Source organism: Luteolibacter sp. Y139, from assembly GCF_038066715.1.
Classification (GTDB): Bacteria; Verrucomicrobiota; Verrucomicrobiia; order Verrucomicrobiales; family Akkermansiaceae; genus Haloferula; species Haloferula soli.
Genome location: NZ_JBBUKT010000013.1, coordinates 91241 through 113899 on the forward strand (window position 1 = coordinate 91241; position 22659 = coordinate 113899).

A 22659-nucleotide genomic window follows, 5' to 3' on the forward strand; every position below is an offset into this window, starting at 1 on the left:
TTCCTGTTCGCTCTACGGCGTGATTGCTGCTAGACCAGCGCGCCCCTGTCGCCCCCATGACCGTGCCGTTCCCCCTCCCCGCCCTGTTGTTCGCCCTCCTCCCGCTCGGAGCGATGGCGCAGACTTACGTCGATTTGGATTTCAGCCACAATGTGCAGGCTGCCACCCAAATGTATCCGAACAACTCCACGCTCGGCCCCTACTACAGCTCGGCGTCGTACATGGATTTCACCAGCGCCGGCAGCTACAATGGCAATTCAGTCGATGTCCGCGTGTCCTTTCTCGGACTGACCGATGGCGAAAGCTCCGACTTCCGCGGATCGAGCACCTATCAATGGGTCGGCTGGATCCCCGACTACAACACCCTCGATGCCAGCAACGATCTCGGCGTCTACTATCGCCACGATGGAAACTACGCCCAGCAGCAGGGCGGCATCGCATGGTCGCTTTCCTTTTTCGAGGGCGGTGGCAGCTTCAGCACGCCGATCACGTTGCCGGGCGTGCGCTTGCTCATCTACGATCATGATGGCGAGCCATTCCAATCGGAGTCGATCCGCGCCTTCGCCGGAGACGGCCTCACTGGCTACCAGCTTCACGGCAGCAGCGGCATCCTCGCCTCGGATGAAGGCGGCAGCTATCGCTTCGACGCCGCCGGCGCAGGCCAGCCCGAGACCACACCCCACGGTGGGATGATCCTCTATTACCAGAATACCTCGTCGATTCGCTTCGACATGTTCTCCACCACCCAGCCCGGTCTCCCGGTGCAGAACAATGGTATCTTCGCCGCATGGGATGGCGACCTCGGACTGACCGACGGCACCACGGGTGGCTTCAATCCCCTCGTGGTCGTGCCGGAGCCGACCGCTCCGCTTTTGTTAAGCGTCGCCTCCATGGGCATGCTGCTTCGCCGCAGCCGCCGGGCGATCAATGCGTGATCCCTGGGATCAAAGCGCCCCCGCATTCCATCCCAACGGGACGACTCATAAAAGCCCGGCACGAAGTGCCGGGGCCGTTATAGCATGATGATCGCGTCACAACGTGACGCCTCATGCGTCTTGCAGCCGTCTTCGATGACCAGATCCGAAGCTCCCGCTGAGCCATGCCAGACAGCATGTCGACACTATCGCTTCTCGATCGCCACCAGCGTCACGTCATCCATCTGAGGCGCCCCGGCCGCGAAACGCGAGAGCTCGCGTTCCACCGCCCGGATCGATGCCTCGGCACCCAGCCCTGCTCCTTCGCGGAAGGCATCCCGCAAGCGATCCATGCCGAACTCCTCGCCCGCAGCGTCCACCGCCTCCTTCACGCCATCGGTGTGAAACAGCAGGCAATCTCCCGGCTCGAGATGGATCTCGTGGACCTTGGTGACACGTTCGAAAACATCGCCTTCATCAATCCCCAGCGCCAAGCCTGGCGGCTTCAAGAGCGTCACCGACTTCTCCGCGGCCCGATAAAGCAAAGCCGGATCGTGCCCCGCACGCACCAACTTCATCGCACCGCCATCGCCCTCGATCACCGCGTAAAAGAGGCTGATGAACATGTCCTCCCGGATGTCCGGGAAGAGCTGCCGATTCACCAGCCCCAGCGCGTCGGCCGGATTGCCATGCGCCGTGGCGAGCGAGCGTAGGACACTGCGGCACATCGCCATCAGAAGCCCCGCGGCCACGCCTTTTCCCGACACGTCTGCGATGACCACGCCATGGCGGCCATCACCGAGATCGAAATAGTCATAGTAGTCGCCGCTGATAATCCGCGCGGGCTGATTGGTTCCGCTGATGCGATAGCCCGGCACCACCGGGTCACCCTGCGGCAGCAGCACGCGCTGGACCTCCCGGGCATTGCGAAGCTCTCCCTCCATCTGGCGCTTCTCGCTGGCCTCGCGATGGACCAGCGCGCTGCCGATCGCGAAAGCGGACTGCTCGGCCACGCTCCGGAAGACCGCAAAATCATTCGCGGTGAATGCCCCGTCCTCGCGGATCCGGGTCACCGCCAGGATTCCGAGATCCTTGCCACCGTGACGCAGCGGAGCGACCAGAGCCATCGTATCCGGGCCGTAGTGCAGCGCCCCGTCCCGGAAAGCAGGATGAGCCTTCACCTCGGGAACGAACTGCGCCTCACCCGAGGAAAGGATCGCCCCCAGCATTCCCTCGTCCGCCTGCACTTGGGCCAGCCGAAGGTGGCTTTCCAAGGCCCGCGGGTCCTTCTCCGTGCGCTGCCGCACGTCCTCCGGCACCGGAATCAACGGCGGGCACTGCGCGGAAAGGTATTTCGGCTGCAGCCTCGTGCGCGAGTCGTCCAGCAGGTAAAGCGCTCCACCCCGGGCCGCCACCACGCGGTCCACCCCATCCACGATCAACCGCGAAAGGCCGCTCATGGTGGTATTGCTATCGATCGCGGCACCCAGATCGTGGAGGAAGGCGAACATCCGGTGCTCTTCCCCCTCGAAGGCCGAAAGCTCGGCATTCTTCGAAGACAACTCCCGCTTTTTCCGCGACAAGGCGATCGCCAGCCCAATGAGCATCAGGGCCAACAAGGAATAAGGGAGAAGGTGTTCCATGGGCCGCGCCGACTGCTCAGTCGGCTTTTCGTTCGTTTTCGGCGACCTCTTGTTCAAGGATCCCGACTACGCCGGCGAACTTCCGGGCGTTTTCCTCGCTGGTCGAAGCCAGCGTCTGGTGAGCTTCCAAAATATGCCGCGCCCGCTCCTTCACCGTGGGCGAATGCCCCGGCTGATAGGGCTCCAGCTCGGCCCGGATGTCTCCGGCCTTGCCGCGCCACGGAGCGACCGGCGGGTCAATCTCAAGCAGGCAATCAAGTCCCAGATCCTCCAGCGAGCTGCGATTGCGCTCACCCGCACCAGCGATCTGGACGCCACCCTTGGCTCCCAGCTTCGACAATCGGGCCGCGAAACTCGCCAGCTGCCCCATGAAAGTGGAGTCCATCCCGGTGCACGCTTCGAGGTCGATGACCAAACATCGCTCTCCTGCCGCGATCCGGCCCTCTGCGCATTCCTTCATGACCGGACTGATGACGAAGGAACCTTTCCCCTCGCATCGAATCCAGGTAAACCCGTCGAAGACTCCGACCAAAATGGCGTTTTCCGAACTCACGTGAGAGGGACCGAACTTGCTAGCGACCGCTTTACCTTAGAATCCACTGGCGGGCGTGGTCAACCGTGCATCTGTGTGAAAAAGCGGTTACTGCCACAGGTAAGAGTGGCGCGAGGCGATTTCCCTGCCTCCACGGACCAGACTGCAGCGCCAAGCCAGCACCCGGCCGCCCTTCCGGTAGTCGTTGCCTAGAATGGCGAATTCGGCCCGGCCAGAGGTCTCGCCGGCGGAAATGGGCTGGATCATTTTCTTCACGCGGCTGCCGGTGGAAGCCTGTTGGAACTCAAAGACGATCTGACCGGCGTCGGACGTCGAGGCCTCATTCCACAGCACCGTATAGGTGTAGCCCAGCCGGTCACCCTGCTCGGCCATGCTGATGGCACCGTGGAAGCGCCGCTTGATTTCACCCCGGATCATCGGATCGTCACTGTCACCGAGGCCGACCTCGCGGATATGAAGCGGCCGCACGTCCAGCACCTGCGGCGAGCCGCAGGACCACAGGGACAAGGCCGAAATCATCACCGCGAGGGGCTTCCAAAGCTTCATCGGCGCTATTTCACGCAAGCTAACCGCCCTTGCCAACCCGCAAATTCCGGCATTCACGCTTCATCCTTTCCCGCGGCGCAACTGACCGCTTAAAATAGCTCCGTGGAACAGGCCATCCTCGACAAACTCGACGCCTTCATTCGGAAAAAAGGCCTGCGGAAGACCCCGCAACGCGATGCGATCGTGCGCACCGCCTTCGCGAACGACGAGCATTTCACCTCCGAGGAGCTGTTCGAGCGCTCACGGAAGGCCAATGCCGGCGTCTCCCGCGCCACCGTCTACCGGACCATCTCCCTGCTCGTGGAAGCCGGGCTGCTCCACGAAATCGACCTCGGCGGCGACCTCAAAACCTACGACCCGAACTTCGTCGACAAGCCGAGCCACAACCACCTCGTCTGCATCGACTGCGGCAAGGTCCTGGAATTCGAGGACTCCCACCTGGAGCTCCTCAATGACTGCCTGACCCGCCGCCTCGGCTTCCGGCCCATGCGCCAGACCATCAAGATCGAAGCCTGCTGCGAACAACTCCGCAAAAAGGGCGTCTGCCCCAACCTCATCAAGGCCCGCGTCACCGGCAAACGCCTCCCCGCCCGCAAGCGCTGACCCATAAGGGGTGTCGACGTCCGTCGACGCGTCTTCCGTAGGCGCGTTCGTGAGAACGCGGAAGCCACCAGCCAAGCGGACAATACCCTTGCGCGTTGGCCCCCAGACCTTCCCCCCGCCTTTTCCCTTGCACCGCGCCCCCGCCTGTCCGCTACTGCCGCCGCCATGTGGAAAGGTCGTTTTGCCCAGGATACCTCCTCGCTCGTCCAGCAGTTCGGTGAGTCGATCAGCTATGACTGGCGTCTCTTCCCGCACGATATCGCCGGCTCCATCGCCCACGCCCGCGCCCAGCAGACCGCCGGCCTCCTGACCGCCGAGGAATTCAGCGCCATCGAAAAGGGCCTGCTCGAAATCAAGGCCGACATCGAAGACGGCCGCTTCGAGTTCAAGACCTCCCTCGAGGACATCCACATGAACATCGAGGCCGAGCTCACCAAGCGCATCGGCCCCGCCGGCGCCAAGCTCCACACCGCCCGCTCGCGAAACGACCAAGTCGCCACCGATACCCGCCTCTACTCCCGCACGGAAATCGACATCCTGTTAGAAGCCCTGTCCGGCCTCCAGTCGGCCCTCCTCAACCGCGCCGAAAAATACGCCGCCACCGTCATCCCCGGCTACACCCACCTCCAGCGTGGCCAACCGGTCACCGTCGGCCACCACCTCCTCGCCTACGTCGAAATGTTGGAGCGCGACAAGGGCCGCCTTGCCGATGCCCGCAAGCGCCTCAATGTCTCCCCCCTCGGCTCCGGCGCACTCGCCGGATCCACCATCAATCTCGATCGCCGCGCCATCGCCGCCGAACTCGGCTTCGATAGCGTGACCACGAACTCGATGGATGCCATCGCCGACCGTGATTACATCGCCGAGACCCTCTTCGCCATCGGCCTCTGCGGCGTTCACCTCTCGCGCCTCAGCGAGGACCTCATCCTCTGGTGCACCGCCGAGTTCGGATTCGTCGTCTTCTCCGACGCCCACACCACCGGCTCATCGCTGATGCCGCAGAAGAAGAATCCCGATGTCTGCGAACTCACCCGCGGCAAGAGCGGCCGCCTCATCGGCAACCTCATGAACCTCCTCGTCGCAGTGAAGGGCCTTCCCCTCACCTACAATCGCGATCTCCAGGAAGACAAGCCGCCCCTCTTCGACTCCATCGATACGCTCAAGCTCATCCTCGCCGTGAACACCGAGATGGTCGCCGCGATGGAGATCCGCGAGGAACGCTGCCTCTCCGCTGCCAGCGACCCGATGCTGCTCGCGACCGACCTCGCCGACTGGCTCGTCAAGCAAGGCGTCCCCTTCCGCCACGCCCACGAACTCGTCGGCAAGGCCGTCGCCGAATCCGTCAAAACCGGCGTCCCACTCGACAAGCTCGATCTCACCAAGATCGACTCCGCCTACACCGCGGATGCCGGCAGCGTCTTCAATCTCCAGCGCGCCCTCGCCGCCCGCACCAATCCCGGAGCACCTTCGGTCGAGAACGTGAAAGCGGAGATCACCCGCTGGAAGAACTCGGGCACGCCGTGACAAATTCGGAGATGATTTGGAATTCTCTCCCGTCATCTCTTGAGATAACCTGTAGGGGTGAAATTCAATCACCCCCTCCTCATCCTCGCCGCCACCTCCCTGCCACTCTTGGCCGGGCCCGTCTTTGACGTGCGCAGCAGCGATGGCAAGGCCATCAAGATTGAACTCCTCGAGCTCAGCGGCGAGAACGTCACCTTCAATACCGTCGGCGAAAAAGGCGGGAAGGAACACTCGCTCGCCCTCGCCCGCTTCGACCCGGACTCCCAGAAGAAGATCCTCGACGAAGGCAAGGACCTCCCGCCGCGCCTGCCCAAGCTCGATATCGAGGTCGTCGTCTCCAAGAAGAAGGACAAGGACGGCTACTACATGGTGAACCAGACCGTGAGCGCCCGGGTGAAGCTGAAGAACACCAACCCGCGCATCGCCTTCCCGAAATCGACCGTCCACCTCACCTACTTCGGCCGAAGCCGGGAAAATGCCGCCAACTACAAGGTCATGGGGCGCAAGACCTTCGAATGCGAACTCGCTGCGGGCAAACAGACGGAAGAAGCAGTCGAAGGCTTCAAGACCCGCTACGACAGTGACAATGCGGGCGACTACAATCTCGGTGGCTACCAGTACGACAGCTACCTCCTCGTCATCACCGACGCCGCAGGCAACGTGATAGATTCAAGAACCTCCGACGCCGGCGTCCGCGCACTGCTCGCCAAGGACCTCAGCAAGGCCGCCGAGATCAACAAGACCGCGGTGAACAAGATCCTCAACAAGGATCTGGTCGAGCTGAAGTAAGGGGCTGAAGTAGCAGCAGGCCTTCGAATCGGCTGGGACGGCTCTCCGAGCCGTCCGGCTTATGGCGGCCCGTCACACGTGAACGGGACCATCACACGATTCCCGCCCCCGCCGCGGGACCTCTCTCCGAAAGGTCCCGCTTATTCGAGTTTCCCAGGGCCATTCACACCGCCTGCTTCCCAGGCCAGCAGAAGCGCACCGCAATCGCCGCACCCAGCAGGCACAGGATAATCCCGAACATCCAGCCGCGCGATTGCTGCGGCTCGATGTCGAGCTCCAGCCGCATCGGCTTGTTGCCGTCCACCTGCACGCTGCGCTTGAAGTCCAGCACCGTCCCACGCGCCGCCATCGTCACGTCCAGCGCAGCCGGCGCAGGATCGGCGGCGAGCTGCTGCGTCACGATCCGGTTGGCGATCGCCTTCATCGCCGCATTCTCGTCGATCGTGTTGCCCTCTAACATGCGGTCGAACTGCTGCGGATCGTAGTTGAGATTCCCCTGGAGCAGCGGGTTGTCCTGGGCCGCCTTCTCCAGCTGGGCATTGCCCGTCGGCAGCTCGGCCTTGTTGTCCAGATACAGCCGCTGGCGCCGCGTATTGAGCGCGAGCGTCGCCTGCTGCGTCTTCAGGTTTCTCAGCTGCACCCGCGCATCCTCGTTCGACGCCTGGTCGAGCAGTCCATTGCGCGCCGCCTTGCTCAGCGCCTGCCCCGCCTTGTCTTGTTCGCCGGCCTGCATCCACTGGTTCGCTTGATCCAGCAAGGCGACCGCCTCCTGCTTGCCCGCCGCACGCTGGCGCGAGACGTAGCTGCGATAGTCCTCCTGCACTACCCGTCGCGACTGTTCTTCCAGTTCGAAATCCCCGCGGTGCTTCGCGAGCTTCCAGCCTTCCGGCAAGATCACGCGCCACGTCAGATTCTCCAGCGGCACATCCAGCCGCGGCCCTTCCAGCACCGTGCCCTTGCCATTCATCGCATACACGAAGCGCACACTGGCCGGACGGTCCCCCTCTGGCGCGGGATGCACGTGGAAGAGCCACTTCGCTCCGTCCTTCACCAGCGGCACCCCATCCTCATTGACCAGCACGTTGTAAAGATCCGCCCCTGCCGGCAGCTCCAGCCGCAGCGTTCCCTTCTCCGCCACCCGCACATTCAGATCCACAGCCGTCAGCGACGCACCATCCGGCGATACCAGTGTCGTCAGGCTCCCCCGCTCCACGCGGAGATCCTGCGTCTTCTCCAGCTCATGGCGCTTCAGGCTCACTGCCAGCGGCCCTTCCACCTCCGCCGCACGGAATACCGCCGCCGGCGTCTGTGCAGAAAACGCATCGCGCAATCCCTGCGGAACCACACCCCAGTCACTGCGCTGCCAGCCGCGCGGCAATGTCGGACTCTCCATCTCCAGCCGGCCACCCGTCCGCAGCGCCACGAAATACGATGCCTGCCGTACTTCCAGCGGCGTCAACGGTGCAACGCTCACCGCATTCCCCGCCGTCTGCTGGAACTCGATATCGACCGTGGTCTCTCCCGCCACACCGCGCTGGAAACGAATCTCCCACAGACCATCTTCCCCCGCCACCGGGACGAAGTCACCGACCGCCGGCCCACTCGCACGCACCGTCGCCGCGGCCTTCTCATCAAGCCCCGGAACCCTCACCCGCAGCGCTTTCATCGCCGCATTGTCGATCCGATAGGCCAGTCGCACGCGGCTCAGCGTTTGCCCCTCACGCAACGTCACCTCATGCAGCACCTGCGCCGTCACCCACGCATCCAGTTTGTTGACCGCCAGCGCCAGCGACCAATCCGACTGGAGCAACTTGAACGCCAGCGCCCCCGGTCGCGGCACACCCGCCTCGCGCGGATCGAGCTGGGAAACATTGGTGCGCGATACCGCCCTCACTTGCAGTCCCCGGTCAGGCACCACCGTCAGCATGCCGGTCTGCCGTGCAGCTCCGCGCAGTGAAACCCTCGGCACCGCCCACGATGCCTGCGCACCGGGAAACGGAGCCGCCAAAGTGATCGCAAATGCCTGATCCCCCAGCGTCCGCCCATTCAGGTGCAGGTTCAGAAGCCGCACCCCATCCACCGTCGCCTCCGCCCAATGCGCCAGCGCTGCACCGGTCACCGATTCCACCTCGAAGCCCGCCGGAATCTCCACCTCCAGCTTGAACAAGCCCGCCCGCGTGATCGATGCCATCAAATCAACCGCCAGCACCATGCGATCATCCCCCAGCGAAAGCGTCTGCTTCATCTCCGCCCGCAGCTCCGCAGCCACCGGCGTCACCTTCAGCGTCAGCGAGGCATCGCCACCCGTATGACGATACGCCCGGTGCATCACCGCCAGCGCCCGGCCCTCACGATCATGCGGCACAAGCTGCGCGTTGAAATCGTCCAGATTCACTGCGCTCATGCCCTTCGCATTCACCGCTTCCGCCTGCGCCTCATCACCGAAGCCCAGACCTAACAGACCCACCGCACCCGCCGAGCCCTGGACCTTCACCGGCTCCAGCGTCAGATCCACCGGCAACGTCGCAGTCCCACGCTGGGTCCCGATCGAAAACGCAAACGCCTGATCTTGCGCGGGCTCGATGCCCACCTTCAGCTCACGCGTCTCCGGATTGAAGCGCCAGCTTCCCACCGGTCCATCCGCCACATCACCCACCGTGAAGCCCGCGGGAATCAGCACCGTCAATTCCTTCACCACCCCACGCGACGGCCGCACCGCCAGCCGGTGACGCCCGCTGACTACTCCCGGTCCGGGCAAATAAAGATCATTCGTCTCCACAAAGAAGCGCGTCTCCTCATTCGCCGCATCCCGTTGCAAGGGCCGCGCCTGAAGCGTGATCCCGTCAGCCGGGCCAAGCACCAGCTCGGCACCACTTCCACCCTCGACCGTCAAAGGCGTCACCTTCGCCGCACGTTGCGAGACGAACTCCCATCCCGGCTGATTCCAGCTCACCTTGACCCGCTGCACCGCCGCCGGACCTGTCGGCAATTGCCAGCCATTCTGCGGAGCTGGCAGCGGCATTTCAAAAGTCGCATGCCCGGTCTTCTTGCCGTCGACACTGGCCACCAGGAAATACGCCTCGCTCTCGCCATATGCCGCCTTCACCACGCGCCAGCCCTCACCCGTGAAGCCAGTCAGCACCGCAGGCGACGTGAGCAGCAACACCCGCTCATCCGCCTTGCCTCGAGCTTCGACATCGACCTCACCGGTCAAGCGTCCATCCTGAATCCGCCACGTGTGCAACATCGACTCCGCAGGCACCAGCTCGGCACCCTTGCTCAAGTCCGCACCACCGAGGAACAACAGCAAAGCTGTCGCCGCCACCGGCGCGACTCCCCTGCGAAATAGCCCCGCCAATCCCGGCAGACCTTTCCCTAACAGCAGCAGCGCACCCAAGCCGCCAAAGAACAACACAGCACCGAAGCGCTGTGCCAACACACCCAGCCCGATCATCGCCAGCCCGCCGGTCACCGAAAGCACCCGCTGCTTGCGAGTCCACAGCCCGTAGATCACCACGGCCACGCCAGCCAATGCCAGCAGCACGCCCCACACGCTGATCATCGCCTGCCACCCGGGAACGTTCCCCAGCTCCAGCATCACCTGCTTGTCCGCAGGCACCACCGGCGCCGTGTATTCCAGCGTCGCAATGTTCACCCGCCGCTCATGAAGCGCCTGCCACCCCAGCCAGCATGAAGCCGCACCGGCAAGGATCATCAGCAACACGCCCGGAATCCGCAGCCCACGGATCCGCTGCAGGATCCATCCCAACAAAGCCACTAACAGAATCGCCAGCGCCCCCATCCGCGCCCGCGCCACGATCCACTCCAGCCCGGTTTCAGTAAGCACCGGCTTCACCGGCCGCAAGCCACCACGTGGCACCAATTGCCGACCTTCATCGCCGCTCACCTTCCACTCGCCGATCACCGTCGGTGCATGCAGCACCGGCGCAGCCAGCTTCGGCGAACGCGCACTCTCGCCCTTCACGCCATAGCGCAGCACCACCTCCACCGGTTCATTCGGATCCGCCTTGGCAGGCAGCGGCACCAGGATCTTCGCACCGTCACGACGCGGATTCACCGTCTGACCAGCCACCTTCGACTCCCACAAATCGCCCTGCGGCAAGGAAAGCTCCAGCACCGAGCGACCCCGCGTCTTCACATAGAAGCGCGCATCGGTGACCACCTGTCCATCGCGCGAAACGCGGCTGGCGAGCTTCGCGAAATCCACCACCTGATCCTGCGTCTCGCCCGGCTGATACCAGTCGATGTCCATCTTGATCGAAACATCACCGGCAGTGTACTGCCACGCTTCCAGCGTCGGCGCGCTGCTCAGCAGCCGGTATTCCGCCGGCAGTTCGGTGGCCTCGATCGGCAGCACCGATCCCTCCGCCACCGGCTCCTTCTTGTTCACCTGAAGCGGACTGACCACTTGGATGTAGCCGCGCTCCGACTGGACATCCAGCGGCCTCACTTCTCCCGGTGATAGGGTTCCTCCACGGGCACTCATCGGCTGCTCGAAGGTCACCAGCACTGTGCCAGCACCGAGCAAGGGCCGCGCCAGCGGAATCACCAGCGTATCCCCTTCTCTCCTCCAATCGCGCCCGATGTTCTGCCCGATCACCTCCACGTTGCCCAGGCTCTGGGGCACCCGGATTCGCCATTGGCTCGCTGGCGCACCCACCACGAAATAGTTCACCAGCACGCTGCCGGTCACCGCACCCTCCTTCAGCGAATACAGGTGGAACACATCCGCCTGCACGCTCTGCCCCAGCGCCTCCACTTTCATCGTCGCACTCCACTTCGTCTCACGAATCCGGAACGCCTGCTGAAGCCCCGCCTGCTTCTTCGGAAAGTAATCCACCGGCGTCTCCACGAGTCCTTTCGTGACACCCGGCACCGCCCGATAGCCCGCAGTCACCACCACGCCGACATACCCGCGCGATGACTTCGCGCCGGGATGCCCCAGCACCGGCAGCACCCAGTCGCCCGCCGCAGCGGCGAGGTTCTTCTCCAGCTTCACCGTGATCAATTGCCGCCCGATCAGCGCCTGCCCGAAGAGGATCTTCAGCTCCCGCTTACCGTCCACCGCATCCGTCGCCACGCTGTAGTCCGCCACCCCGGTGCCTTCCACTCCCGCCACCGCGAAGTCGGCAGGCACCGCCACGCTCCACTCTCGAAGGGGCGCCTCGCGGATGTCGAGCTCCAGGTCGGTCGTGATCCGCCGGTCGGTCTCTCCCAGCTCATGCACCGTCACCTCCGTCACCCCCACCTCTGGCAGCACCTGATCCGCCGCCACCTCGTAGTCATAGTCAGCAGAAGGGAAGCGATACACGAAAGCCTGCCGCAAGTTCTCACCCTCCTTCGCCCACGGGAATTGCCCCGGCGAAAGCTGCATCAGCCCCTTCTTTGCCGTCACTTCCAGTCGCACCGCCCCATCATTGGCCACCCGCAGATAGCCGCTATGCCGGATCGCGCCCACCGGAGAAAACCGCGGCGGCGTCAGCTTCGCCGGAAACACACCCAAGGCGGCCTGCGCCTCGATCTCAATATCCCCCTCACCCTCGATCGGTCGGCTCAGCCGCACATCTAACAAACGTGCCCCGCCCTCCTCCGCCACACTCCACGCCAGCACCAGCGGCCCCTTCACCGCAAGGATCTCACCGGCTCCATCGATCCGGATCTTCAGCGACTCCAGCTTCCCTTGCAGCACCCGGAACCCGAGCCGCGAGTAACGCCTCGCCAAGCCCGCACCCACACGCGTCTCCGCGATCTCGCTGCTTGAGAAAAACAGCGCACCATCGCCTTCCTTCCGCCCACTCTTCCAAGCCAACCCCGCACGACCCGTGGCAGGCAGGAAGCCCGTCCAGACTCCTTCACGACGCTCCGGCACCACCGCCTCATCCGGCTTGAACGAAACACCTTCATCGAGCCCGGCAATCTTCACCGGCACCACCGCCCCGCCATGAAGCTTGAAATCCACTCCCCGCCAATCGCCCTGGCGTCCAAGCGGAGCCTCGAAGGAAAGCGTGATCGGAAAGCTCCCCTCCTTCTCCCCCACCAGCTCATGCACATAGCTATCCCCGGCCTTCTTCAGCCGGATGAACCAGCCCGGACCCGATGTCACACCACTCAGCGCCACACCCTCTAACAAGGTCATCGCCTCCCCCGCCTTCACCACATGCACCTCGCCCTTCAGCGTGAAGGAAACACTGCTCGCGTCAGGCGTCACCTGACCGTCGAGCGTCGCACTCGACAACTCCACCGCACGCGGAGCCGCTCCTTTGAGCTCCACCTTCACGTTCAGCTTCGCCGCGACGCTCCCACTGAAACGCTGCGTCTCCGCATCCCCTTGGAGCGATTGCAGTCCTTCCACCGCCAGCACCCGCGGAGCCGTGCTCTCGTCACCGGCAAGACTCACCGTCGAGGCAAAGCCCACCGCCGCACCCGGCGCAGGCAATAGCAGATCGATCGGCTCCTTTGTATCCCCATGCAGCGAAGTGATCGCCACATTGAATTCCTTCGGCACCTCTGCCTTCGGATCCGCAGGTAGCTCCGGCTTCAGATCCAGGAACCTCGCCCCATCCGCCTCACGACGAACCGTCCAAGTCTTCAGACCCACACCCGTCACTCCCGTGATCTCACCTACCCCCGTCAGACCCAGGCTCAGCACCTCCGGCCGCCCCTGATGCACCCGCAGCTTCGCCGTGATCGTCTCCTCCACCTTGTCCGTCCCCGCCTTGATCACCGTATCCGTGAGCGCCGAAAAAAACAGCGGCACCGGCTTCTCACGATCCACGGGCACAAGGACAATCTTCTCATCCTGAGCCGGAGCAAATCCTCCTAACAGCAGGGCAACCAGAGAAAGGGTGAATGGTAGGAGTTTCATAACATCAAGGGTGTAAGGAGAGAACGCCACCAGTCTCCCGGCAGCAGGTAAATCATTCGTAAAGATCCGCGCCACGCGCGTTCAGTTCACTTCAGCTTGCCAATCATCGACTCCAACTCGGCCACCGGCTTGCTGTTCGCATAGCGTGCTTTCACCTTCGCCATCACCGGCGCCAGCTGTTGGAAATCCACCGCCTCCGCCATCGGCGCTGCCCGCAGCTTCTCCGCGGCAAACGCAGCCAATCCCGCCAGCTCGATCGACGGCGTCGCCTGATCGAATGCCGGAGCCTGCGCCTCATAAGGAATCGTCCAAGTCCGCTCGACCATCTGACCACTCGCCGCATCGCGGAAGCGCACGCTCACCTCGCCGACTTCACCCTCGCCCTGCGGCAGGGTCTCAATCTGATAGAGCGCATTGCCCGCCTCCTCCGCCGCCATCTCCGCGGCATCCACCGAGTCGTTGCGGAAGTCTTCCTTCTTCAAGCGATGCTCCTCGAAGCCGATCAGCTTGTACTTCGCCACCCGCGCCGGATTGAAGCGCACCTGCACCTTCACATTCTCCGCCGCCGGACGGAATGCTCCCGCCAGCTGCTTCGCAAAGCCAGCATCCGCATCCTCAGCACGATCCACGATGTAGTACCGCCCGTTCCCATTCCGGGTCAGCCGCTCCAGCAGCTTGTCATTCAGCCCCTCGGTTCCAAATCCCGCCGCATCGAAGGCGATCCCATGCTGCCGCATCAGCTCCACCTTCGCCTGCAGCGTCTCCGGCTTCGCATCGCCCAGGTTCGCCGCCCCGTCGGTAAAGAGCACGATCCGGTTCTGCGCCGCCGGATTGAACTGCCGCAAAGCCAGCTCTTCGCCCAGCTTCAGCCCCTCCTCCAGATTCGTGCCACCTTCCGATGGTGTCCGCGCCAGGATCGCATTCAACTCCTGCGCCCGGTTCCCCGGCAAGCGATCCACCAGCAACCGCGGCTGCCGCGCAAAGCCGATCACACTCACCGTGTCGCCCTCTTTCAGTAGCCCCGAAAGCTGCTGCACCGCATTCACCAGCCCGGCGTTCCGGTCCTCACGTTCCATCGAGCCCGAGCTATCCAGCAGCAATGTTAGATTCAGCGGCGTCGAGCCCCCGCGCCCTTGCGAACCCGTCCGCACGCCGATCCTCAAAAGGTTCCGCTGCGGCAAGGCCGGATGCGCACACTGCTCCACCGCACACACCACCGGCTCCCCATTCGCCGGTGCCGCATCACCATAATCAAATGCATTGTAAAACTCCTCCGGCCGGATCCCATCCGCCGCCGGCACCTCCCCACGATCCAGCGCCGCCTTCGCCATCTTGAACGACGCATCACTCACATGCAGCGAGAAGGTCGAGAAAGGCTCCGCAGCAGTCGCAGTCTCGGCCAATGCCACTGGCTCGGGGGCCTTGTTCTGCTCCTGCTTCTTCTCGCTCTTGGCCTTCGTCTCAATCTCACTGCGGAATCCATCGCGAACCCTGCCCAATTGCTGAAGCTGAGCCTGGATCTCGGTGCTATTCGGATCCTGCTGAAGCTTCTCCTCTCCTTCATGGATCGCCTTGTCCAATTTCAAGATGACTTCCTCATCCGATACTTCAGACATTGAAGCGGAAACATCGTCCTTCGCCTTTGCGAGGTCCTTCAATCCCTTGGAGCCCTCCTCCGGCGGGACCGCAGTTTCCCAAGCCCGATCCACCTGCGCTAGAAGCTCGGCACGAGTCTGATCATAGGCCGCCCGATAGTAGTTCGCCTTGGCCGACGCCACCGACTCCATCCCCCGCCGGGCTGCCTTGTTATACGGATCAGTGCGGAGCACATCCTCATAGGCCTTGCTCGCATCATCGAACTTCCCGAGGTTGTAGTTCCCCTCCGCCATGTAGAGCTTGCGACGGACCTCGTCGGTATTCTTGTCGTCCCCGTAAGTCAGCGCAGGATTGGTGCGAATCGGATCGTCCAGATAGTCCTGCAGCGCCTTTGCCTGCACATTGTTCGGGTCACGCGCAAGCGTATCACCGGCAAGCTGGCGCGCCTCCTCATATTTGCCCACCTTGCGGTAGCTCTCACCAAGCGCGGTCGAGCCATCGGAAAGCACCTGGTTAAGATAGTCCCGGCGATCCTTGACCATCTCCGCATCCGGCAACACATCCAGGGACGCCTTGTATTTGTCCACCGCCGCCTTGTAGTCGCCCTTGGCGTAAGCATCACGGCCTTCATCCCGCAGCGCGTCGGAAGTCGCCACCGCACTCTGGCGGCGGATCATCTCCTTCTGCGCAAGACCACTGTAAGGGCCATCCGCTGACTTCTTGCCCTCGGCCAGCTGCAACTCCGGCAGCTGCTTGGTTGCCTCCTGCTTCATGAACCAAGCCGCGTCCCTGTCGGCAGCATTCGCACCGAGCGCTGTTTGCGCCTGAACTTTCGCCCCTGCCGTATCAGCTTCAGGGTCGACGGTGAAATTGCTGACGCTCCCATTCATCATCAGCGTGACATCCTTCTTCAAATCACCGGCAACTTCCGCTTCCGGGCGATCCGTATTGCTCAGGATCGCGTCGATGCTGTTGCGATTGATCTCACCCTGACCGGAACGCTGACCCGCCGTCATGATCTTGTTCACACCGACACTCGGATCAGCCGGGATACCAAGGATCGCACCACCACCGCTTCCGGTGGGAGCGTTCGTGACGGCACTATTGTATTCAAGCGACAGATCACTCTTCAGACCACCCACGATGCCATCCGCCGCCATCCCGAAAGTGTCACCGGTTGCCTGCTGCGTCGCCCCGTGGGCAAAAAAATGATCTTCTGCCGCTCCACTCGCAGGCCGTGCGGGTGCATTGGCATCCCCTCTCACACCACCCCAGCTGGACCACCCGCCGACTGAATTGGAAGCCGGGGGACCGCCAGCCACCCGCCCGCTCTCGGTCGAAGGCTGGGCCAGCTCCGCTTCCCCGAAACGGAGCACGCCTCCTATCGACGCCTTCGAATCGAACAACGGAGTCTCGCTGCGGGAACGAGTGTTCAAGCTGGATGCCCCTTCCGGAGCAGAAGCGTCCGCAGCGCGTCCAAACCGTGTGACAGCGTCAGCTTCTAGATCCGCCGGCTTCCCACTACGAGCAGCCCCCAGTTCCTTCCCGAGCATCTGGTGATCGCTGAAGTCGTTGAGAGCAATCGCGCCGGTAGCAGCCGTAGCCGTGGGTGCGGTCGTCGGCGCCGGAACGTCGCCCGCAGCGACTTCAGGCGCTGGACCAGAATCCGCCACTGCAGCAGGCTTCATCGTTGCCATCGGACTGCTCTTCTCAAGATCCAGGTAACGCCTCGCTTGCGCCTGCGATGGAACCTCGACCGAAGACTTGCTGCGACTCAGCGCCGGCTTTTCCTCAAGCCTCGCCAAGGACTCCTCCATCACCTGCCCGCGCTCTCCTTTCGCCTCAACCGCGGCAAGCGAATCGATCTGAGCAGCAGGCTCCTCTGCCGGAAGCGGACCTCTCACCGCCGGCGATGCCGGAGCGTCATAAGCGAAGTTATTCTCCGCCCGATCCACGATAATCCCACGCAGCTCTACTAAACGGTTCCGAGCCTCGCGCTCTCCATTCATCGGCGAAACCTCCACTTTCGACTTCATCGCCAAAGCTTCCTTGGAAGACACCCCCACCGAAGAGAAGAGAGCCCAACCCGCCGCACTGATCACCGTGCAAGCCGCCAGCGCCAGAAGGGCACGACGCCCCGTCTGCCCGCGATTCACGATCTTCGGCAACTCGATGACCTCCTCCTTCTCCACCACCGGCTCATCATCAAACAAAGCCTCGATCTTCGCCCGCTTCTCCGCCGGCAACTTCCACGCCTCATCCGGCCCCGCCTTGCGGTCCGCCGTGACGAATCCATGCAGCACCCGCAAGCGCCGCTCAAACAACCGCGCCTCCGGATCCCGGTTGCAGATCTCCTCCAACTCCGCCGCCTCGAACGGCGAAGCCTCGCCTAACACCCACGCCGTGATCCGCGCTTCCAGCGCAGCATCACCCACGGGATTCAGCGGCTTGTCCGTATCGTCATTCATAGGATTGGTTCCAGTCTTCTGTCTGTTGTCTTGAAGTCTTCCGTCTCTCTCTAACCGTTCGCACTCTCGATCCCCATTCGCCGCAGGCTCTCGCCGAGTGACTTCAGAAGGTGGTGCAGCTTGTAGCCGACATTGCCGACGCTCAGGCCGGTCCGTTCGCTGATTTGGTCGTACTTGAGATCTTCGTGGTATTTCAGTTGGAGCAGCACGCGGTCGTCATCGCGGAGTTCGGAGAGGAGGAGTCGGACGGCGCCGGCGGCCTCGAGACGTCCCACGGGATCGGGGTCGTCGTGGCCGGCGGCGGCATCCCACTCGGGAGTCTCCTCCACCAGGGTCTCGCGCTTGTGGTCGCGCAGGTAATTGAGAGCTAGATTTTTGACGGATCGGTAGAGCCACGCTTTCGGATTGGCCACCTCGTCCCAATGGGCGTGCAAGCGGAGGAAGGCCTCCTGAACGAGGTCTTCCGCACATTCGCGGCGGCCCACCATCCCGTGGGCGAAGCGCAGCAGTGGACTCTCCTCCGCCTCGAAGATCTGCCGGAGTGTCGGTTTCTCCTCGGTCATCGTGGCGAAAGGAAGCACCGCCGGGGCTTCAGCCCTGGGCTGTGACGCGGTTTCCATGCAGGGTGATGTCAATCAGGGTCATGGCTCTCATCGGTAAAGACCCGGCAGCCCGGAAATCCTTGGAAGAATTTTTCACTAATGGGATCTTCGCCCCCGTGCCCCCGAAAAAGAAGCCAAACCAGTGGCCCCCCACCGGCCCCGCCTTGGTGAAGGAAGTCTGCCGCCGCATCCGCCTGGCGCGCAGCCTCTGGGACGCCCACCGCAATGCAGCCTGCCGCGGCGAACGCGAAAAAGCCATCGCCCTCTACGAAACCCTCACCCCCGAGGAACGCGAAAAAGTCCCCCAAACCCTCCGCGTCTGGCTCCGCTACCGCAGCGAAAAATACTTCGGCGAAGGCCGTTAGACCCCGCCCGCCAAAGGCAGGGACCGCTCTCCGAGCGGTCAGGCGTCTGGCGGCCCGCCTCAGGCTGCGACCTGAAACCAGCAAATTGGCCCCCCACAGCCTCTCCCCTACTCCTCCTTCTTCGCCCGGTGCCCCGGCTTGGCCAGGATCTCCACATACACCTCCTTGCCCCCCGCAGCGGCAGCGGCAGCGATCGCCTTCTCCACATCGCCGGGATGCGTCGCGGCGGCCTCCGCACTCGTCGGGCCCACCTTGCAGTCGAAGTCCCAGAAATCGACACCCTCCGGCAAGGCCTTCCGGCGCTCGCGCTTCAGATACTTCCGGAGCTCATTCTTGATCGCATCCAGCACCAGCCCGGGCTTCCGGTCCGCGACTTCGAGGGGAAAGGTTTTCTTCATGGCTGGCCTTGTGTCCTCCGCCCCGCCTCTTGTCGATGGCGATTCGCTACGAACCCGCCTTCCCGTGATCACGTAACCCACTCCCCCGCGATCCCGGAATATCGCCACGCCCCCGAATCCCGCATCGTCCCGACACATGCCACCCGCATGCGATCACCGCCCCGGCCAAGTGATCTGACTTTCTGTGTGTGATTCCGGTGGAGGAGGCATCTGGCTACAGGTCGGCCTCTCTTTCCTCCTCCGCCGGAAGCTCCCCGGCCTTTTCCCCGGATTGTCGCGAAGACAACGCCAACCAGAGCGTCGATTTTTTGACGAAATGCAGCGATTGGCGTTTACTTCATCAATCAAGTGAACCCCGAAGCCGAAAGTTCGACTAACACTGGCCAGCCCCACGATCCCCGGCATGATCAGGTTCTGGCCCCTTCGAATGAAGTAGAGGGAATCACTGGCAGAGTCTTCATTCACCAGGGACGCTCAGGCATCTGGTTTATGATTTTTGTCATCAGCCTCTTGCTCTCTGCATCTTTTGCGGCACCAGCGAAGGCAACTACGGCGTGGGGGACTTGGCTGATCAATTGGCAATCCAATCTCCTCCTCTACTTCGCGGGAGCCTCCCTGATCCTCTGCCTCTTCAACTGCGCTCGGGCCACGTTCCTTCACTACCACGCGAAAAGACTTCAGCGCAGCAGGTGAGAAGAAAGCCGTCGCTCAGGGAACCGCTTGAAGCTTCCCCCGCGTCCCCTCATCGATCACCAGCGGCTTTCCCTCACAATCCACCCGCACCGTCGTCATCTTCCCAAAGGCACACACCTCACCCTCCTTCACCACCTCAAACACCCAGCTCACCGAAGCAGCCCCGATCCGCTCGATCCCCAGCTGCACCTCGATCTTATCCCCGAACCGCAGCGGCCGCTTGAAGTCACACGACACATGCACTCGCGGCCATCCCCCGAGCTCACGGTCGATCACCACGATCCCTTGCTGTTGCAGATACAGATGCTCCGCCTCCTCCACATGGCGGAAGATCTTCGGAAAATGCAGCCACCCGCTGCAATCGGTATCCGCAAAGGAAACCTGCGCCGGATGAACATGGAGCGGCTCGATCATGCGCATGGTATGACGAGCGAAATTCCAGGCCGCAAGCGCGGGCCCGCCAGACCTGCCGGGGATTTCACGCTTTCCACCTCCACAATTTCCCGTCGGTACGTTTCACTCCCGGCCAATGAAACCGGGTCGCGCCGTCATCCTGTCCAGTCTCCTTGCCGGACTCATCCCCTCCGCACCGGCTCAGGATCTTCTCCCCGCCCCGGACGACCTTCCACCTCCACTTGAGGAGGCTCTGGACCTCCCGCCTCTGGAAGACGCCGTCGTCAACCGGGTGACCCCGGGCTCTGCCACAAATCCCCAGCGCTTCTCCAAGTCTCCCCCACAACTCATCGGCGAAAGCGGCGGCACCCGCCTGCTTCACTACTGCACCGCGAATCCCGTCTCCGCGAAGCCTTCCTTCTTTCATCACCTCGTCGCCGCGACCGAGGACGGCCACCAGTTCCTCCTCTATCACGATGAATCACGGGCACCGCAGCCCGTCGCCAGCATGAACGCCCGCGGCGATGTCGCCACCGTCCTCCGCTGGTCCTGCGTCGGCGCCTTCTTCGCTCCCGACTACAAGCCGGTGATCATCCGCAAGCTCCGCAGCGACCGCTTCCTGAAAGCGCCCCCCAAGTTCGAGCACTTCACCATCCGCGACATCGCCTGGGGCGACGGCGTGCTCGTCTGTAGCGGCCACCTCAGCATCGCCACCGGCGAATACCCCTTCCTCTCCCGCCTGCTCTTCACGGACAAGGGCGAGGTCAGCGACCACCAGATCCTCTGGACCACTTGGAAACCGGGAATCGCTTTGCACCAACAAGGGATCGCCGGACAGCACCCCGCCGCGAATGACCTCGCGAAGAGCCTCCACGTCCAAGGCCAGCTCATCCTCTGGAAAAACGCTGGCCAGCCCCGCCAGGGCTCAGCCAAGGACCTTCCATCGGGCTTCGAAAAATCCGCCTGGCAATGCACCGAACTAGCCACCGGAACCACCCGCCCCCTCGCCGAAGCGGACCCCGTCGACCGGGACCGCCTGGCGAAAATCGATCAAGAAATCGCCACGCGAAAATCCCGCTAGCCGACTCCCCTTGAGGAGCGGGGACACTCCTGTCCCCGCTATCCCGAACCACCCCTCACCGCCCGCCTCCAAGCGTACGTAGTCCCGCCTTCAGGCGGACTCGAAGCACCTAACAACCCAGCTTTCCCCTTCAAGCCCGCACCGCCCTTCCCTAGGACCGCAGGATTCCACACCACAGCCGCTCAATTCAGGCCAGTCCTCTTCCTGCCTTTAAATTTCGCGCACTTTCGCGTCCTTTCGCGGTTCAACAAAGACGCCGCAGGAGCCCAGTGAGCTCGACTCACTGAGCGCCGCCTACGACGTCTCGAAAACCGGCCTTAGAACCGCTTCACCAGCAGCGAGGCATTGTGCCCGCCAAATCCGAAGCTGTTGCTCAGCGCCACATCCACCTTCGCCTCGCGCGCCGTGTTCGGCACCACGTCCAGATCGCACTCCGGATCCTGGTTTTCCACGTTGATCGTCGGCGGCACTACACCCTCCACGATCGACATCACCGAAGCGATCAGCTCGATACCACCGGCCGCACCAAGCATGTGCCCCGTCATCGACTTGGTCGAACTCACCATCAGCCCATTCGTAGCGTAGTCGCCGAACGCCAGCTTGATCGCCCGCGTCTCCGCAATGTCACCGAGCCCAGTCGAGGTCGCGTGCGCATTGAGATACTGCACATCCTCCGGATTCAGCTTCGCGTGCTTGAGCGCCATCCCGATCGCATAAGCCGGACCGGAACCATCCGGCGATGGCGCACTCAGGTGATGCGCATCCGCACTCACACCATAGCCCACCAGCTCCGCATAAATCTTCGCACCGCGAGCCTTCGCGTGCTCCAGCTCTTCAATCACCACCACGCCCGCACCTTCACCCATCACGAAGCCATCGCGGTCCGCATCAAAGGGACGCGACGCCTTCTCCGGTGCATCGTTCCGCGTGCTCAGCGCCTTCATGTTGGCAAAGCCCGCCAAGCCCATCGGCAGGATCGTCGACTCCGCACCACCGCAGAGGAAAGCATCCGCATCGCCGAATTTGATCATGCGCCACGCCTCACCAATGTTGTGGTTGGACGTCGCACAAGCCGTCACGATCACCATGTTCGGCCCGTAGAGACCGTGCTCCATGGAAATGATGCCGCTCGCGATGTTGGAAATCATCATCGGGATCGTGAAAGGCGAGACGCGCTTCGGTCCCTTCGTCAGGCAGACCTCATGCTCGCGCTCCAGCGTGCCCAGGCCGCCGATGCCGCTGCCCACCATCACGCCGAAACGGCGGCGATCCACCTTCTCCAGATCCACGCCGCTGTCCGCCAGCGCCATCTTCGACGCTGCCACCGCGAACTGCACATATCGGTCCGAGCGGCGAGACTCACGGGGAGTGTTGAAATACTGGTCCGGAGCGAAGTCCTTCACCTCACCCGCGATCTTGCACTCATACGGTGCCGGATCCAGCAGGGTGATCGTCCCGATGCCGCTGCGCCCGGCCTTCAGGCCGTCCCACGTGGTTTGCAGATCATTGCCAAGGGGGCTGACGCAGCCGATACCGGTGATGACGACTCTTCTTTCGCTCATGATGTGTGAGTTGGGCGTGGCGTGACGGGAATTTCGGGGGTCC

General features: G+C 63.1%; 15 protein-coding genes. 6 read left to right on the forward strand and 9 right to left on the reverse strand.

Annotation, left to right across the window (positions count from 1 at the left end):
- Positions 1 to 56: 56 nt before the first annotated feature.
- Positions 57 to 935: a PEP-CTERM sorting domain-containing protein gene (locus WKV53_RS24630; RefSeq protein WP_341407490.1), complete on the forward strand. Its 879-nt coding sequence runs from the start codon at positions 57 to 59 to the stop codon at positions 933 to 935.
- A gap of 185 nt (positions 936 to 1120) precedes the next feature.
- Here WKV53_RS24630 and WKV53_RS24635 read toward each other — a convergent pair whose 3' ends face one another.
- From WKV53_RS24635 to WKV53_RS24645, 3 genes are all read right to left on the reverse strand, one after another.
- Positions 1121 to 2557 carry a PP2C family protein-serine/threonine phosphatase gene (locus tag WKV53_RS24635; protein WP_341407491.1) on the reverse strand — a complete coding sequence of 479 codons (1437 nt, stop codon included), beginning with the start codon at positions 2555 to 2557 and terminating at the stop codon, positions 1121 to 1123.
- A 16-nt stretch (positions 2558 to 2573) separates the two neighbouring features.
- Positions 2574 to 3110 (reverse strand): STAS domain-containing protein, encoded by a 537-nt coding sequence (locus WKV53_RS24640; RefSeq protein ID WP_341407492.1) that lies wholly within the window; start codon positions 3108 to 3110, stop codon positions 2574 to 2576.
- A gap of 87 nt (positions 3111 to 3197) precedes the next feature.
- Positions 3198 to 3656: a hypothetical protein gene (locus WKV53_RS24645; RefSeq protein WP_341407493.1), complete on the reverse strand. Its 459-nt coding sequence runs from the start codon at positions 3654 to 3656 to the stop codon at positions 3198 to 3200.
- Between the two features lie 102 nt (positions 3657 to 3758).
- Between WKV53_RS24645 and WKV53_RS24650 the strand changes: the two genes are divergently transcribed.
- The 3 genes from WKV53_RS24650 (at position 3759) to WKV53_RS24660 (ending at position 6572) form a co-directional block, all read left to right on the forward strand.
- Complete coding sequence (locus tag WKV53_RS24650; RefSeq protein WP_341407494.1) at positions 3759 to 4259, forward strand: Fur family transcriptional regulator; 501 nt, start codon at positions 3759 to 3761, stop codon at positions 4257 to 4259.
- Positions 4260 to 4424: 165 nt separating this feature from the next.
- The gene (gene argH / locus WKV53_RS24655; protein ID WP_341407495.1) at positions 4425 to 5783 is read left to right on the forward strand and encodes an argininosuccinate lyase; all 1359 of its coding nucleotides are present in this window, start codon (positions 4425 to 4427) and stop codon (positions 5781 to 5783) included.
- 57 nt (positions 5784 to 5840) lie between these two features.
- Complete coding sequence (locus WKV53_RS24660) at positions 5841 to 6572, forward strand: hypothetical protein (protein WP_341407496.1); 732 nt, start codon at positions 5841 to 5843, stop codon at positions 6570 to 6572.
- Between the two features lie 163 nt (positions 6573 to 6735).
- Here the strand turns inward: WKV53_RS24660 and WKV53_RS24665 are convergent, their stop codons facing one another.
- From WKV53_RS24665 to WKV53_RS24675, 3 genes are all read right to left on the reverse strand, one after another.
- Positions 6736 to 13458: a hypothetical protein gene (locus tag WKV53_RS24665; RefSeq protein WP_341407497.1), complete on the reverse strand. Its 6723-nt coding sequence runs from the start codon at positions 13456 to 13458 to the stop codon at positions 6736 to 6738.
- 86 nt (positions 13459 to 13544) lie between these two features.
- The gene (locus WKV53_RS24670) at positions 13545 to 17522 is read right to left on the reverse strand and encodes a YfbK domain-containing protein (RefSeq protein WP_341407498.1); all 3978 of its coding nucleotides are present in this window, start codon (positions 17520 to 17522) and stop codon (positions 13545 to 13547) included.
- A 50-nt stretch (positions 17523 to 17572) separates the two neighbouring features.
- On the reverse strand, positions 17573 to 18085 hold the full coding sequence (locus WKV53_RS24675; protein WP_341407499.1) for an RNA polymerase sigma factor: 513 nt from the start codon (positions 18083 to 18085) through the stop codon (positions 17573 to 17575).
- 155 nt (positions 18086 to 18240) lie between these two features.
- Here WKV53_RS24675 and WKV53_RS24680 point away from each other — a divergent pair, with 155 nt between their 5' ends.
- The gene (locus WKV53_RS24680; protein ID WP_341407500.1) at positions 18241 to 18489 is read left to right on the forward strand and encodes a Precorrin-3B methylase; all 249 of its coding nucleotides are present in this window, start codon (positions 18241 to 18243) and stop codon (positions 18487 to 18489) included.
- 107 nt (positions 18490 to 18596) lie between these two features.
- Here the strand turns inward: WKV53_RS24680 and WKV53_RS24685 are convergent, their stop codons facing one another.
- Positions 18597 to 18887, reverse strand: coding sequence for a DUF6172 family protein (locus WKV53_RS24685; protein ID WP_341407501.1), 291 nt, complete (start codon positions 18885 to 18887; stop codon positions 18597 to 18599).
- 708 nt (positions 18888 to 19595) lie between these two features.
- Complete coding sequence (locus WKV53_RS24690) at positions 19596 to 19994, reverse strand: acyl-CoA thioesterase (RefSeq protein WP_341407502.1); 399 nt, start codon at positions 19992 to 19994, stop codon at positions 19596 to 19598.
- 115 nt (positions 19995 to 20109) lie between these two features.
- Between WKV53_RS24690 and WKV53_RS24695 the strand changes: the two genes are divergently transcribed.
- A complete protein-coding gene (locus tag WKV53_RS24695) occupies positions 20110 to 21054 on the forward strand; it encodes a hypothetical protein (protein ID WP_341407503.1) in 945 nt (314 codons plus the stop codon).
- A gap of 317 nt (positions 21055 to 21371) precedes the next feature.
- On the opposite strand, the gene fabF is transcribed toward WKV53_RS24695, so the two are convergent.
- Positions 21372 to 22616 (reverse strand): beta-ketoacyl-ACP synthase II, encoded by a 1245-nt coding sequence (fabF, locus tag WKV53_RS24700; RefSeq protein ID WP_341407504.1) that lies wholly within the window; start codon positions 22614 to 22616, stop codon positions 21372 to 21374.
- Between the last annotated feature and the right edge of the window lie 43 nt (positions 22617 to 22659).

Excerpts from the sequence above, each read along its gene's own strand:
- WKV53_RS24630 (WP_341407490.1), top strand. The coding sequence starts at position 57 with ATGACCGTGCCGTTCCCCCTCCCCGCCCTGTTGTTCGCCCTCCTCCCG.
- WKV53_RS24635 (WP_341407491.1), bottom strand. The coding sequence starts at position 2,557 with ATGGAACACCTTCTCCCTTATTCCTTGTTGGCCCTGATGCTCATTGGG.
- WKV53_RS24645 (WP_341407493.1), bottom strand. The coding sequence starts at position 3,656 with ATGAAGCTTTGGAAGCCCCTCGCGGTGATGATTTCGGCCTTGTCCCTG.
- argH (WP_341407495.1), top strand. The coding sequence starts at position 4,425 with ATGTGGAAAGGTCGTTTTGCCCAGGATACCTCCTCGCTCGTCCAGCAG.
- WKV53_RS24665 (WP_341407497.1), bottom strand. The coding sequence starts at position 13,458 with ATGAAACTCCTACCATTCACCCTTTCTCTGGTTGCCCTGCTGTTAGGA.
- WKV53_RS24670 (WP_341407498.1), bottom strand. The coding sequence starts at position 17,522 with ATGAATGACGATACGGACAAGCCGCTGAATCCCGTGGGTGATGCTGCG.
- WKV53_RS24675 (WP_341407499.1), bottom strand. The coding sequence starts at position 18,085 with ATGACCGAGGAGAAACCGACACTCCGGCAGATCTTCGAGGCGGAGGAG.
- WKV53_RS24685 (WP_341407501.1), bottom strand. The coding sequence starts at position 18,887 with ATGAAGAAAACCTTTCCCCTCGAAGTCGCGGACCGGAAGCCCGGGCTG.
- WKV53_RS24690 (WP_341407502.1), bottom strand. The coding sequence starts at position 19,994 with ATGATCGAGCCGCTCCATGTTCATCCGGCGCAGGTTTCCTTTGCGGAT.
- WKV53_RS24695 (WP_341407503.1), top strand. The coding sequence starts at position 20,110 with ATGAAACCGGGTCGCGCCGTCATCCTGTCCAGTCTCCTTGCCGGACTC.
- fabF (WP_341407504.1), bottom strand. The coding sequence starts at position 22,616 with ATGAGCGAAAGAAGAGTCGTCATCACCGGTATCGGCTGCGTCAGCCCC.